The organism is Oricola sp. (genome assembly GCF_022763245.1).
GTDB lineage: Bacteria > Pseudomonadota > Alphaproteobacteria > Rhizobiales > Rhizobiaceae > Oricola.
Map to the genome: position 1 here is coordinate 538,248 of NZ_JALEGV010000041.1, position 12,718 is coordinate 550,965.

Sequence of the window (12,718 nt, forward strand, 5' to 3'; positions counted from 1 at the left end):
CCGACAGGCCGACCCGCCGACCGTGGGCCGGAGACGCGAGGAGGAGCGAAAATGAGCAGCGCCAGCGATATTGCCGCCACCAAGGACCTTCTGGTGAAGGCCAACCGAATTCTCGCCAATGAAGGTGTCGTCGACGATTTCGGGCATGTGAGCGCCCGCAGCCCTGAAGACCCGGGCCGCTATTTCATCTCATGCGCGATCAGCCCGGCCCGCGTTACTGCAGCGGATATCTACGAGTACGAACTCGACGGCATGCCGATCGCAGACCTCGAAGGACGCCGCAGCTATTCCGAACGCGCCATTCACGGCGCGATCTACGAGGCGCGGCCCGACGTCATGGCCGTCTGTCACCACCATTCCGGCGCCATGGTCGCCTTCGCCTCGTCGACGGTTCCATTGCGCCCCGTCTTCCATCTCGGCGCAGTGCTCGGCCACGAGGTGCCGGTCTGGGACTCGCATACGGAATTCGGCGACACGTCGCTGCTCGTCGACGACATGGACAAGGCCCGCTCGCTCGCCAGGGCGCTCGGCCCCCATTCGGTCGCGCTACTGCGTCGCCATGGCGCGGTGGTCGCCGGGGCAAGCGTCAAGCAGGTCGTCTTCTCGGCGATCTACAGTGCAGACAACGCAACCGCGCAGGCAAGGATGATCGCGATGGGCGGCGATATCTCCTATCTGACCACCGGCGAAATAGATCAGGCTGCAGCCTTGAACCTGTCACCGGCCGGCATCGACCGCAGTTGGCCGAACCGCTGCGCGCGCGCTGGCCTGAAGGCCGATTAAGCGATGGCGTGCCGGCCCCTCCCGGCTGAACCCTGGGTTGCGGCGTGAGAAGGTAGTCCGCTCCATGGACCTTTCCGCCAATCTGTGCCGGTTGTTCTCGCCTGACGACCGGACCGCAGGCCAGGGCGCCGCATCTAAACCCAGAGAATGGCCAGTGGAACACCCCGAAACTCAGGACCACCCTGTAGAAGGTGCTGCCGCGGGATCGGCGATCTCGTTCGGGTGCCGCGACGATGTCCGCAATCAACAGCTTGGTTCCCAAAGCGGCCAGTCCGCTTGCGGCCCCATTTCGGTCGTTCGATGAAATCCGTTGTTAGGGAGGTTCCGTTGTTATCTGGTTGGAATTCCAGCGCACATCAGCCCACCGAATACCAGTCATAGATAAACTTTGCCCGCGTGTAGCCGGGAAGATCGGGATCCATCCCAATGCCCGGCCGGCGCTGCAGCCATCCGAAGAGCGCGCCGCAGCGATCCTGAGTGCGCAAAACCGTCACGTCGCAGTACAGCGCGCCTTTCGCCCCGCCGGGCGTCAGCCCAGTTCGAACGTCGTAACGCCGAAGATCCGGCTGATCGGCAGCCCGGGATTGTCGCCGCGATACATTCGGGCGGTTTCGAAGACCGGGTCGAGGCTGGCCTTCTTGGCGATCTCCACGGCTGCGGTGTTGTCTTCGGGTGTGTCGAGCGAGACTTCCGCGTCATCCGGCACCGATCCGGTCAGTGCCACAAACAGCGCTTCGGCGAACATCGGCTCGTCGGCGAAGAGCGGGCCGATCTTGTATCCGCTCCGGCAGGCCCGGATGGTGCCGTATCCGGTGATGGCGCCGTTGCGGGTGGCGACGAGGCTGTTGCGTCGCGTGCCGGTAGGCGGCTGTGTCCAGTTGGCGACGAAATCGCTGCGGTCAGCCGCGAAATGCGCGCGGTCGTAGCGTGCGATCGCGTCCCGGTCGGCGGGCGTGACGGCGCGGATGTCGCAACCGGTCTCCGGCGCCGGCAGACGCGCCGGCACGCCGGTGTGGCGTATGTTGCGCCCGGCCAGGGCGAAGCCGCTTCTGCGATAGTTGTCCTGTTGCGCCACGACGCCGTCGAGGCCGATCGTGCGGCCCTCCAGGTGCCGCATGCCGGCGTTCCAGGTGGAAATGCCCGTGCCCGTTCCGCGGTGTTCAGGGCGGACGATGTAGAACCCGAGGAAGCCGAAGCCGTCGCCGTAGCGCACGACCGAGATCGACGAGACCGGCTCGTCGCCGAGGAAGCCCATCAGGAAACCGTCAGGATCCGCTGCGTGAAACGCGGCGAGGTCGTCGAGGCCGGGGTTCCAGCCTTCGCTGGCGGCCCATTCGACGGCGATCGAGAACTCTTGCGCGCTGGCCGGCCGGATGATCGGCACCGTCATGCGATGCGGGCTCCGCCGGCGGTGCCGGTCCATCGGTCGGCATTGGCCGCCCGCAGCGCCTCGGCGAGCGCGACCGCCGTCGCCACCCCGTCGATGACGGGCAGTCGGAACCGGTCGGAAAGTGTCAGCGCGAGGTCGGCCATGCCCGCGCATCCAAGCACGATCGCATCCGGTTTGTCATCGGCGATCGACGTGGCGATTTCCGCCGCGATCGTGTCGCAGGATCCGTCCTTGTCGGTTTCCAGGGCCAGCACGGGCACTTCGGAGGCACGCACCTTGCGGCAGCGTTTGGCGAAACCGTATGCTGCGAGATTGGCCTCGATCACGGGCACGGACACGCCGAGCGTGGTGACGACCGAGAACCATTCTCCGACCAGCGTCGCCGCATGGAAGGCCGCTTCGCCGATGCCGATCACCGGGATCGGCGAGCGTCGCTTCAGCGTCATCAGCCCGGTGTCGTCGAAACAGGCGATGATGCAGGCGTCATAGCCGCCCTTGTCGATCACCTCGGCGTCGAACAGCCGGAACAGGCCGGGCAGGGCCGCGGCGCCGTCTTCCGGCCCCTGGATCGCGGGGGGCGTGTCCGTCGGGTTGACGGCGGTGATCCTCGTGTCCACCCGGGCGGCAGCCCGCGCCGCCGCCTCGATCGACCGGGTCATGGCCGCGGTCGAGTTCGGATTGATGAGGAGGATGTGCATGGCTCACACCATGCCCTTGCCCGCGTCGGATCCCAGACGCGCCCGGCGCTTGTTGACGATGAGCACCGTCACGAGAAAGACCGCGATGATGACGAAGGAGAAGGCCGTGGTCAGCGTGCCAAGCGCGAAGATGACCGGCGTCGTGACGTTGGTGGTCATGCCGTAGATCTCCAGCGGCAGCGTGTTGTAGCTGCCGGCCGTCAGAAGCGTGCGCGCGAACTCGTCATAGGACAGCGTGAAGCCGAACAGCGCCACGCCGATCAGCATCGGCGCGATGATCGGCAGCACGACGTTCCACACGGTCTGCCACGCTGAGGCCCCCTGGTCGCGCGCCGCCTCCTCGTAGGATTTGTCGAAGCGGTTGAACACCGCGAACATGATCAGGAGACCGAAGGGCAGGGTCCATGTCAGCTGCGAACCGTAGCCCGAGGTCGACCAGTGCACGTTCAGGCCCGATTGCGAGAAGATCAGCCCGACGCCGAGCGAGACCAGGATCGACGGGATCACAAGCGAGGTGATGATCAGGTAGAAGACGAGGCCGGAACCCGGAAACCGCTTGCGGAAGGCGAGCCCGCCCATCACCGAGACCACGACGGTGGTGACCATCACCATCAGGCCGAGCACGAGCGACCGCGCGAAGCTGCCCCAGATGTCTCCGACCGCCTGTTCCTGGAACAGGTCGCGGAACCAGTGCAGCGAGACGCCGCGCATCGGGAAGGTGAGGCCGCCTTGCGGACCCTGGAAGGACAGGATCGCGATCGTCACCGTCGGCCCGTAGAGGAAGACGAGGAACAGGGCGAAGACGGCGGCCAGGACGTAAAAGGAGCGGGGACGCTTTTCCATGCTTCAGAGCTCCTTCCTGATGTCGACGAAGCGCAGCAGGATCGCGATCACGATCAGCACCGTGATCAGCAGGATCACCGCGGTCGCGGCGGCGGAGGGATATTGCAGCAGCGCGATGTCGTTGGAGATCAGCCGCCCGACATTGGCCTTCTGGCTGCCGGACATGAACCGCACCGTGATGAAATCGCCCATCACGAGCGTGACGACGAAGATCGAGCCGATCATCATGCCGGGCTTGGCCAGCGGAACGATCACGTTGGTCAGCGTCTGGAAGCCGGTCGCGCCATTGTCATAGGCGGCCTCGATCAGCGATTTGTCGATGCGCATCATGGTGTTGAAGATCGGCACGACCATGAACAGCGTGTAGAGATGCACGAAGGCGAGGATCACCGAGAAGTCGGAGAACAAAAGCCACTCCAGCGGTTCGTCGATGACGCCCCACGAGATCAGCGTGGAATTGGCCAGCCCGTTGCGCCCGAGAAACGGGATCCACGAGATCATGCGGATGATGTTGGAGGTCCAGAACGGGATCGTGCACAGCAGGAACAGCACGATCTGCCACGTCAGCGAGCGGATGTGGAAGGCCAGGAAATAGGCGATGGTGAAGCCGAGCACGAGGGTGATCGCCCAGGTGATGACGGCGTATTTGATCGTGTTCAGGAACACGGAATAGGTGACGGGCGAGGTCAGCAGGAATTCGTAGTTGTCGAACTGGAAGGCCGGATAGATCGAGAACTCGGTGGCGCCCCAGAAACTGACGATCACGATCATCACGATCGGCAGCACGAGGAAGAACAGCAGCACGAGCGACAAGGGCAGCGACAGGAGCCAGCCGCTCACCGCGTCCGGGAGGCCCTGCATGGTCCGGCGCTGAAGGGGCGCGCTGGTCGTCTTTGCGGCAGTGGTCTGGCTGTGGTCCGACATGGTCTATCCGTTGGAAAGCTGGTGACGGTGTCCCGGCCCATAGGGGAAGGCCGGGACACCGCGATCTCATCGCGTCAAGCCGCGATGAACTCGTTCCATTTGCGCACCATGTACTGGTTCTCGTCCATGACGGCGTTCCAGCAGGCGACGGCGCCCATGCGGTCGTAGAAAGAGCCGCCGTCGCGGGTGTCGCCGGCCGTCGCCAGCTTGTCGCCGGTCGGGCTGGTGATGTCGTCGGTGGCTTCCTTGCCCTCGAACCAGTAGCCCCACTCGTTTTCCGACATGAACTCCTTGGAGGTCTCCGGAACGGCGGAGTAGTAGCCCTGGCGCATCAGGTAGCCGCCGACCCAGCCGGACAGGTACCAGTTGATGTATTCGTAGGCCGCTTCAAGTTCGAGGCCGGACAGGTTGCTCGAAAGGCCGATGCCGCCGCCCCAGGAGCGGTAGCCTTCCTTCAGCGGCTGGTAGACGCAGGGGATGCCGCGCGACTTGACCGCCGTGATCGCCGGCGACCACATCGACTGGATGACGACTTCGCCCGACGCCATCAGGTTGACCGACTCGTCGAAGGTCTTCCAGAAAGCGCGGAACTGGCCGGACTTCTTGGCCTCGGTGAAGATCGCCATGGTCTTGTCGATCTCTTCGCGGGTCATGTTGCCCTTGTCGCCATACTGGATCTCTCCCATGGCTTCGCAGACCATCGCCGCATCCATGATGCCGATCGACGAGATGTCGAGGATCGAGGCCTTGCCCTTGAACTCGGGGTTCAGGAGTTCGGTCCAGCTTTCGATCGGACGGCCGATGAGGTCGGGGCGGATGCCCAGCGTGTCGGCGTTATAGATGGTCGGGATCAGCGTCATCCAGCCGGTTTCCTCCGAGGCGAAGGAGGTGCCGCCCGGGCCGTCGACGAAGCCGACCGTGTGCGGCGCCGTGCCCTGGGCGATCTCGCTTTCGGGCGTCAGCTTGCCGCTTTTGAAGATGCCGACGATCTTGTCGTAGTTCTTGATCTTCGACGTATCCATCGCCTGCAGGTTGCCGGTCGGCCAGACCTTCTTGCAGATCCAGTATTCGATGTCGGCGATGTCGAAGCTGCCGGGCTGGGTCGCCGCGCGCTGGGTGACGGCGTCGGAATCGAGCGCGGTCATTTCCAGCGTGAAGCCGAGGTCTTCCTTCACCTTCTGAGCGACGTCGTTGAGGTTCGAGACGCCGGTGCCGAACTGGCGGAGCGTCACGTCCTTGATGTTCTGGGCCCAGATCGTCGGAAAGCCGGTGATCGCGCCGGATCCGATCGCAGCGCCGGCCGTGGCCGCGGCGCCCTTGAGAACCGAACGCCGGCTGACGCCCTTCTTGTCCTGTTTCGTGGTCATGGTAGGTGCTCCTATTGCCTCCGGTGGGTGGCCGGCGGCGGCATGCCGCAAGCCGGTTTGCGGCTCACGCCGCAAGCGCGTGGGCGTGCTCAGGCTTCCAGGTGAGGAAGACGGACTGCCCGATTTCGACGGGGTTGGCGAAATAGACGGTGTCGCCAAGCGAGACGTTGAGTTCGCCGGCCTCCACGGTGTCGACCGCGACGGTGACCGTGGTGCCCAGATATTCGATGGCCTTGACGGTCGCGGGCATCGCGGTCGGGTCGGCCTGGCCGGCGGTAAGCGCGATGCGGTCGGCCCTGACGGCGAGCTTGGCCTCGTCGCGCCCGACGATGTTGTGGCCGCCGATGAAGCGGGCGACGAATTCCGTGCGGGGCGCGTCGAAGACGTCCTGCGGCGGGCCGTCCTGCTCGATGCGCCCGCCGTTCATGACGATGATGTGGTCGGCCAGCGCCAGCGCCTCGTCCTGGCTGTGCGTCACGTGGATGAACGAGATGCCGAGTTCGCGCTGCAGGCGCTTCAATTCGGTGCGCATGCGAATGCGCAGGAAGGGATCGAGCGCCGACAGCGGCTCGTCGAGCAGCAGGATCGACGGTTCGGTGATCAGCGCGCGGGCGAGCGCGACGCGCTGCTGCTGGCCGCCCGAAAGCTGCGCCGGCAGGCGCTCGCCATAGGGCGCCATGTCGACCAGCTCCAGCAGTTCCCGCGCATTCTTGCGGCGCGCCTGCTTGTCGACGCCCTTCATCTTCAGGCTGAAGGCGACGTTGTCGACCACGCTGAGATGCGGAAACAGCGCGTAGTTCTGGAACATCATCGCCGTGCCGCGCCGCGCCGGCGGTAGGTTGGTGATGTTGTTGCCGGCGTGGATGATGTCCCCGGACGAGGCGGTCTCGTGACCCGCGAGCATGCGCAGCGTCGACGACTTCCCGCATCCGGACGGCCCGAGCAGGCACGTATAGGTGCCGTCGGGTATCCTCTGGTCGATCGCGTCCACGGCGATCGTGTCGCCGTAACGTTTGGTCAGGTTGACGAGTTCAAGTGCCGACTTTTGCGACATGGGCAAGCTCCCTGCGGACCTGCGACATATCGTGCAAACGGCGTGCCAGACTGAGCGAGCCTGTAAGTCGTTGAAATTGAATGATGTATGAGGTGGCGCGATTCCGCGCATCTCAATATGTGCTCAATAATTAGTCATGTCGGATACATTGTAAGCAGATTTTGTATACGATTTTGCCGTTGATTGAACGCGCTGCGAGGCGTATCTCAAAGGGAGCGGCCGGCAGTTGCCCGGCCGTGATTTCGGGGATGTCGATGCAGATCAATCCGGGCGCGACCAGCGCGACCTACTCCTTGCCGCCGGGGCGCGCACTCGACATCTGCCATCAAATCGAGAGCGCGATCCTCGGCCATCGCATCAGTCCCGGCATGAAGCTGGCCGAGGACGAGGTCGGCGAGACCTTCGGCGTCAGCCGCACCGTGGCGCGCACCGCGCTCCAGGCGCTCGCCCATGGCGGGCTGGTGACGATCGAGCGCAACCGCGGCGCCTTCGTGTCGCGGCCGACGATCCGCGAGGCGCACGAAGTTTTCGAGGCCCGCGCCCTGATCGAGCCGCGCATCGCCCGCATGGCCGCGCAGGCGATGACCGACGAGGCGGTGGAACGCCTTCAGCGCCATGTCGAGGCCGAACACGAGGCGAAGAAGCGCGGCGAGATGGGCGTTTCCCTGTCGCTGTCGGGCACGTTCCACACCGCCATCGCCGAGATCGCCGACCAGCGGGTGCTGACCCAGATCCTGCATTCGCTCGTGTCGCGCTCGTCGCTGATCATCGCGCTTTACTGGAAGCGTCCGGACACGACCTGCGAGAGCCATTCCCACCACGCCCTTCTCGACGCCTTCGCTCGCCATGACGGGTCCGCCGCCGAGGAGATCATGAAGAGCCACATCATCGACCTGCATTCCGGGCTCGACCTTAGGGAGAGGGAGGAGAAGGCCTCCTCGCTCGCCGACGTCTTCACGGCCGGCTGAACGCGCTCAGGCGTATTGCGCAGCGGCGACCTCCGCCCCGTCACGCAGAAGATCCGCCAGAGCCTCGGTAAGACCTGCGCTGAACGCCGGGTCGGCCGCGAGCGCGCCGGGGAAGATTTCGTCGAAGGCCAGATAGCCGGACACGATCGCGGCCGGTTCCGCGCCGTCTTGCCAGACCGCGCGCAGGCGGTCGGCCATCGGGTCGCGCACGTCGATCGGCTGCCCGTCCTCGCCGACGCCCGACGTGTAGCGCATCCAGGCCGCGATCACGAGGAACAGGCCCCTTGGCGTGCGCCCGGCGGCGAGGTTTTCGGACACCGAGCCCAGAATGCGCTGCGGCAGCTTCAGCGAACCGTCCATGGCGATCTGCCAGGTCCGGTGGCGAATGCCGGGATTGGCGTAGCGCTCCGTCAGGGCATGCGTGTAGGCGGCAAGATCGACGCCGGGCGGCGGCGTCAGAACCGGCAGGATCTCGTCGTCCCACAGGCGGCGGATGAAGCCGGCCAGCGCCGGCCTCGCCACGGCGTCCGACACGGTCTCGGCCCCGGCCAGATAGCCCAGATAGGCGAGCGCGGAATGGGTCCCGTTCAGGCAACGCAGCTTCATGTGCTCGAAGGGGCGCACATCCTCGACCAGTTCGACGCCGACGGCCTCCAGCGCCGGCCGTCGACCGTCGACGAAGCGATCCTCGATCACCCATTGGCGAAACGGCTCGTGCATCACCGGTGCGGCGTCGTGGATGCCGGTGCGCCGCGCCAGCCGTTCGATGTCCGCATCGGTTGTGGCCGGCGCGATCCGGTCGACCATCGTGCAGGGGAAGACGCATTCCGCCTCGATCCAGCGCGCCAGTTCGGCGTCCATGCGGGCGGCGAGATCGAGAACCACGCCTTGCAGGAGCGCTCCGTTTTCCGGCAGATTGTCGCAGCTCATCACCGTGAAGGGGCGAAGGCCGGCCTTGCGCCGCCGGTCGAGCGCGCGACACAGGAAGCCTGGCGCGGAAACGGGCCGCGCTGCATCGGCGAGATCGCGGACGATGTCGGGATGGGCGAAATCGAGCCGGCCCGTCGCCGGCGCGTGGCAATAGCCCTTTTCGGTGACGGTCAGCGAAACGATCGTCACGCCCGGATCGGCCATCGCCGCCAGCACGGCATCGGGGTCTTCCGGCGCGACCAGCATCGAGCGCACGGCGGTGCCGATGCGCAGGCTCTCGCCCTCGGGCCCGAGTTCGCATGCCGTGTAGGCGTAGTCCTGCGGTTCCAGCCGGTCGCGCAGGTCGGCGTGGCGCAGGCTGACGCCGAGGATGCCCCAGTCGCCGCCCGACCGGGCCATCGCCTCCTCGATATAGAGCGCCCCATGCGCCCGAAAGAACGCGCCGAGGCCGAGATGCACGATGCCGATGCCGGGCGCCGGCGCGTCGGCCGGCCGGGCAAGCCGCGGCAGGTCGGTCACATCTCCGGTCAAAGCCGATAGGCCTTTCTGGCGAGGCCGTGCGTCAGGTCGTGCGCCATCTCCTCGGCCTCCTCCATGTCGAGCCGCCCGTCGCCGACCAGTTCGGCGAGCCAGGCGCAATCGACGCGCCGGGCGACGTCATGGCGCGCCGGGATCGAGCAGAAGGCGCGCGTGTCGTCATTGAAGCCGACGGTGTTGTAGATGCCGGCCGTCTCGGTGACGATGCGCCGGAAGCGCATCATGCCCTCGGCGCTGTCGAAGAACCACCAGGGCGGTCCCAGCCGCAGCGCCGGATAGACGCCGGCGAGCGGCGCCAGCTCGCGCGAATAGACGGTCTCGTCCAGCGTGAACAGGATGATCGTCAAGTCCGGGCGCATCCCGACGGCGTCGAGCAGCGGCTTGAGCGCCCGCACGAATTCCGTGCGCACCGGAATGTCGAAACCCTTGTCGCGTCCGAACCTCGCAAGCGTGGCCGGCGAGTGATTGCGGTACGAACCGGCATGGATCTGCATGACGAGACCGTCATCCAGGCTCATCCGGGCCATCTCGGTCAGCATGTGGCCGCGAAACGCGTCGGCGTCCTCCGCCGACAGATCGCCCTTGAGGGCGCGGGCGAACAGCGCCGCGGCCTCGGCCTGCGGCAGGTCCTCCGTGCGGGCGGTGGGATGGCCGTGGTCGCTCGCCGTCGCGCCGTGCTCCTTGAAGAAGGCGCGGCGCACCCGATGCGCCTCCAGATAGCCGTCCCAGGAGGTCGTGTCGCATCCCGTCAGTTCGCCGAAGCGGGCGATGTTGTCGGCGAAGCCGTCCGCCTCCGGGTCGATGACCGTGTCCGGCCGATAGGTGGTGATCACCCGCCCGGACCAACCGGATTCGGCGATCTGCCGATGCCATTTCAGATCGTCGAGCGCGCCTTCCGTGGTCGACAGCGCCTCCAGGCCGAACCGCTCGAACAGCGCCCGCGGCCGGTATTCGTCGGAGGCGAGCCGCTCGGCGATGCGGTCGTAATAGAAATCGGCGGTCGCGGTCGAAAGCCGGCTGTCGAGGTCGAACAGCGTCTCGAAGGCGTGGTCCAGCCACATCCGCGTCGGCGTGCCGCGAAACAGGTGATAGTGGCTCGCGAAAAGCCGCCAGATCGTCCGGCCGTCGGTTTCGACCGGGCCGCCGTCGGCACGCGGCACGCCCAGCGCGGCGAGATCGACGCCCTGCGAGCACAGCATGCGGAAGACATAGTGATCCGGCGTCACGAACAGGCGCGCGGGATCGGGAAACGGCTCGTTTTCGGCGAACCAGCGCGGATCGGTGTGCCCGTGCGGGCTGATGATCGGCAGGTCTGCGACGCCCTCATAGAGCCTGCGCGCGATCCGGCGCGTCGCCGGGTTGTTCGGAAGCAGCCTGTCTGGGTCAAGCATGGCCATGTGTTCTCCTCCGATTCAACGCTTAGCCGAAAGCGAGGTTGGGAAGCCAGAGGACAATGCCGGGAAAGAAAAGCAGCGCGGCGATCAGGCACAGGATCGCGAGGAGGAAGGGAACGGACTCGCGCACGTAATCCTCGATGCGGCAATCGAGCAGGCTGCAGACCGTGTACATGGCGACGCCCACCGGCGGCGTCATCGAGCCGAGCGTCACGATGGTCATCATCAGGATGCCGAAATGCACCGGATCGACCCCGACCTTCTGGACGATCGGCACGAAGATCGGCGTCAGCAGCAGGACAAGGATCGTGCTTTCCACGAAGAGGCCGGCGACGAACAGGCTGGCGAGGATCACGGCGACGATGGCGACGGGATCGCTCATCCCGTCGAGCAGGGTCTTGGCGATCTCCTGCGGCACCTGCAGGAAGATGATGGCGAAGCCGATCATGCCGGACATCAGGATGATCAGCATGATCAGGCCGATGTCGGAAATCGCGTGCCCGAAGGCGCGCGTGATCTTTTCGAGCGTCAGTTCGCGATGCGCCAGCACGCCGACCAGGATGGCGTAGACGACCGCGAACGCCCCGACCTCGGACGGCGTGAACAATCCGCCGCGGATCGACACCACCAGCAGCACCGGAAAGAGCAGCGCCCATTTCGCCTGCCAGGTGGCGGTGAGCAGTTCGCTGGCGGTCGGTTTGCGCGAATCGGTGACGACATAGTTGCGCCTGCGCGCGATCAGCCATGCCGCGACCATCAGGAACAGCATCATCAGCACGCCCGGCACGATGCCCGCCAGGAACAGCCGGCCGATGGAGACCTGGCCGACATAGCCGTAGAGGATCAGGCCGATGGAGGGTGGGATGGTCGAGGTGATCAGCGACGACAGCGCGATGACGGCGGCGGAGTAGCCCTTCGAATAGCCCTGGCCGATCATTTGCGGCCCCAGCACGCGGGCCTCCATCGCGGCGTCGGCGACCGCCGAGCCCGAGACCCCGCCCATCAGGGTCGACAGGATGATCGACACCTGCGCCAGTCCGCCGGCCATCCAGGCGACGCTGACGCGGGAGAAGCGGAACAGCCGGTCGGTGATGCCGCTCTCGTTCATCAGGTGGCCGGCCAGCACGAAGAAGGGCACGGCGAGCAGCGGGAAGCTCTGCGACACGGTCGCGATTTTTTGTACGCCGATGGACATCGGCATGATGTCGGAGGTGGCGAAGAACGCGAAGCCGGACAGGCCGATCGCATAGGCGACAGGCGCGCCGACGGCCAGAAACACGAGGAAGACGAAACCGATCAGCGCCATGTCACAGTTCCTCGCGGGCTTCGTCGGGCGCGCTCAGCCGGGTGAAGACCAGCTTTTCGCCGCCGGCGCGGTTCTTCCAGGCGTCACGCAGATTGGTCAGGATGGCGAGGCTCAGCAGGATGCAGCCGACCGGAACCGCGATGGTGACATAGGCGTAGGACAGGCCGCTGTCGCCGAACAGGCGCTCGCGGTTGAGCATTGTCAGCTTGTATCCCTCAAAGGCGAGCACGGCCATGAAGGCGATGAAGATCGCGGCGAGAGCGGTCTCGACGATCAGGCGATTGCGGTGGCCCGCCCGGCGGATGAGGATGTCGACGCCGAGATGGGCGCGTTCGCGCATCGCGCGGGTGGCGCCGAGGAAGCACAGCCAGATGAAGAGGAGCTGGGCGAGGTCGACCGACCAGATCAGCGGATGGCCGAAAAAGCGCATCACCGAGGCGACGAAGACCAGCACAACGATCACCGCCAGCAATCCGACGCCGGCCGCGAATTCAATCCGCGCCAAGATACGCCCCATGGTCACC

12 protein-coding genes are annotated in these 12,718 nt (G+C 65.8%); 2 read left to right on the plus strand and 10 right to left on the minus strand.

Annotated elements, in window-relative coordinates:
- Nucleotides 1-51: 51 nt before the first annotated feature.
- On the plus strand, nucleotides 52-783 hold the full coding sequence (locus tag MRY80_RS23245) for a class II aldolase/adducin family protein (RefSeq protein ID WP_293293633.1): 732 nt from the start codon (nucleotides 52-54) through the stop codon (nucleotides 781-783).
- A 529-nt stretch (nucleotides 784-1,312) separates the two neighbouring features.
- Here the strand turns inward: MRY80_RS23245 and MRY80_RS23250 are convergent.
- The 6 genes from MRY80_RS23250 to MRY80_RS23275 all read right to left on the minus strand — a co-directional run bounded on the left by MRY80_RS23250 (nucleotide 1,313) and on the right by MRY80_RS23275 (nucleotide 7,059).
- On the minus strand, nucleotides 1,313-2,173 hold the full coding sequence (locus tag MRY80_RS23250; RefSeq protein WP_293293635.1) for a GNAT family N-acetyltransferase: 861 nt from the start codon (nucleotides 2,171-2,173) through the stop codon (nucleotides 1,313-1,315).
- A complete protein-coding gene (locus MRY80_RS23255; RefSeq protein ID WP_293293637.1) occupies nucleotides 2,170-2,871 on the minus strand; it encodes an aspartate/glutamate racemase family protein in 702 nt (233 codons plus the stop codon). Before MRY80_RS23255 ends, MRY80_RS23250 begins: the two co-directional genes overlap by 4 nt.
- Before the next feature lie 3 nt (nucleotides 2,872-2,874).
- Nucleotides 2,875-3,714: an ABC transporter permease gene (locus MRY80_RS23260; protein ID WP_293293639.1), complete on the minus strand. Its 840-nt coding sequence runs from the start codon at nucleotides 3,712-3,714 to the stop codon at nucleotides 2,875-2,877.
- A 3-nt stretch (nucleotides 3,715-3,717) separates the two neighbouring features.
- Nucleotides 3,718-4,575, minus strand: coding sequence for an ABC transporter permease (locus tag MRY80_RS23265; RefSeq protein WP_293294215.1), 858 nt, complete (start codon nucleotides 4,573-4,575; stop codon nucleotides 3,718-3,720).
- Nucleotides 4,576-4,712: 137 nt separating this feature from the next.
- Nucleotides 4,713-6,005: an extracellular solute-binding protein gene (locus tag MRY80_RS23270; protein ID WP_293293641.1), complete on the minus strand. Its 1,293-nt coding sequence runs from the start codon at nucleotides 6,003-6,005 to the stop codon at nucleotides 4,713-4,715.
- A gap of 64 nt (nucleotides 6,006-6,069) precedes the next feature.
- Nucleotides 6,070-7,059 carry an ABC transporter ATP-binding protein gene (locus MRY80_RS23275; protein ID WP_293293643.1) on the minus strand — a complete coding sequence of 330 codons (990 nt, stop codon included), beginning with the start codon at nucleotides 7,057-7,059 and terminating at the stop codon, nucleotides 6,070-6,072.
- A 254-nt stretch (nucleotides 7,060-7,313) separates the two neighbouring features.
- Between MRY80_RS23275 and MRY80_RS23280 the strand changes: the two genes are divergently transcribed.
- Complete coding sequence (locus MRY80_RS23280; RefSeq protein ID WP_293293645.1) at nucleotides 7,314-8,027, plus strand: GntR family transcriptional regulator; 714 nt, start codon at nucleotides 7,314-7,316, stop codon at nucleotides 8,025-8,027.
- A 6-nt stretch (nucleotides 8,028-8,033) separates the two neighbouring features.
- Here MRY80_RS23280 and MRY80_RS23285 read toward each other — a convergent pair whose 3' ends face one another.
- Genes MRY80_RS23285 through MRY80_RS23300 form a run of 4 tightly spaced genes read right to left on the minus strand, consistent with a single transcriptional unit; the run spans nucleotide 8,034 to nucleotide 12,711 of the window.
- Nucleotides 8,034-9,476 (minus strand): mannitol dehydrogenase family protein, encoded by a 1,443-nt coding sequence (locus tag MRY80_RS23285; protein WP_293293647.1) that lies wholly within the window; start codon nucleotides 9,474-9,476, stop codon nucleotides 8,034-8,036.
- 8 nt (nucleotides 9,477-9,484) lie between these two features.
- Complete coding sequence (gene uxaC, locus MRY80_RS23290) at nucleotides 9,485-10,891, minus strand: glucuronate isomerase (protein WP_293293648.1); 1,407 nt, start codon at nucleotides 10,889-10,891, stop codon at nucleotides 9,485-9,487.
- 22 nt (nucleotides 10,892-10,913) lie between these two features.
- Nucleotides 10,914-12,194: a TRAP transporter large permease gene (locus tag MRY80_RS23295; protein ID WP_293293649.1), complete on the minus strand. Its 1,281-nt coding sequence runs from the start codon at nucleotides 12,192-12,194 to the stop codon at nucleotides 10,914-10,916.
- A gap of 1 nt (nucleotide 12,195) precedes the next feature.
- Nucleotides 12,196-12,711 (minus strand): TRAP transporter small permease, encoded by a 516-nt coding sequence (locus tag MRY80_RS23300; protein ID WP_293293650.1) that lies wholly within the window; start codon nucleotides 12,709-12,711, stop codon nucleotides 12,196-12,198.
- Between the last annotated feature and the right edge of the window lie 7 nt (nucleotides 12,712-12,718).

Excerpts from the sequence above, each read along its gene's own strand:
- MRY80_RS23245 (WP_293293633.1), top strand. The coding sequence starts at position 52 with ATGAGCAGCGCCAGCGATATTGCCGCCACCAAGGACCTTCTGGTGAAG.
- MRY80_RS23295 (WP_293293649.1), bottom strand. The coding sequence starts at position 12,194 with ATGGCGCTGATCGGTTTCGTCTTCCTCGTGTTTCTGGCCGTCGGCGCG.
- MRY80_RS23250 (WP_293293635.1), bottom strand. The coding sequence starts at position 2,173 with ATGACGGTGCCGATCATCCGGCCGGCCAGCGCGCAAGAGTTCTCGATC.
- MRY80_RS23265 (WP_293294215.1), bottom strand. The coding sequence starts at position 4,575 with ATGCAGGGCCTCCCGGACGCGGTGAGCGGCTGGCTCCTGTCGCTGCCC.
- MRY80_RS23260 (WP_293293639.1), bottom strand. The coding sequence starts at position 3,714 with ATGGAAAAGCGTCCCCGCTCCTTTTACGTCCTGGCCGCCGTCTTCGCC.
- uxaC (WP_293293648.1), bottom strand. The coding sequence starts at position 10,891 with ATGGCCATGCTTGACCCAGACAGGCTGCTTCCGAACAACCCGGCGACG.
- MRY80_RS23280 (WP_293293645.1), top strand. The coding sequence starts at position 7,314 with ATGCAGATCAATCCGGGCGCGACCAGCGCGACCTACTCCTTGCCGCCG.
- MRY80_RS23255 (WP_293293637.1), bottom strand. The coding sequence starts at position 2,871 with ATGCACATCCTCCTCATCAATCCGAACTCGACCGCGGCCATGACCCGG.
- MRY80_RS23270 (WP_293293641.1), bottom strand. The coding sequence starts at position 6,005 with ATGACCACGAAACAGGACAAGAAGGGCGTCAGCCGGCGTTCGGTTCTC.
- MRY80_RS23300 (WP_293293650.1), bottom strand. The coding sequence starts at position 12,711 with ATGGGGCGTATCTTGGCGCGGATTGAATTCGCGGCCGGCGTCGGATTG.
- MRY80_RS23275 (WP_293293643.1), bottom strand. The coding sequence starts at position 7,059 with ATGTCGCAAAAGTCGGCACTTGAACTCGTCAACCTGACCAAACGTTAC.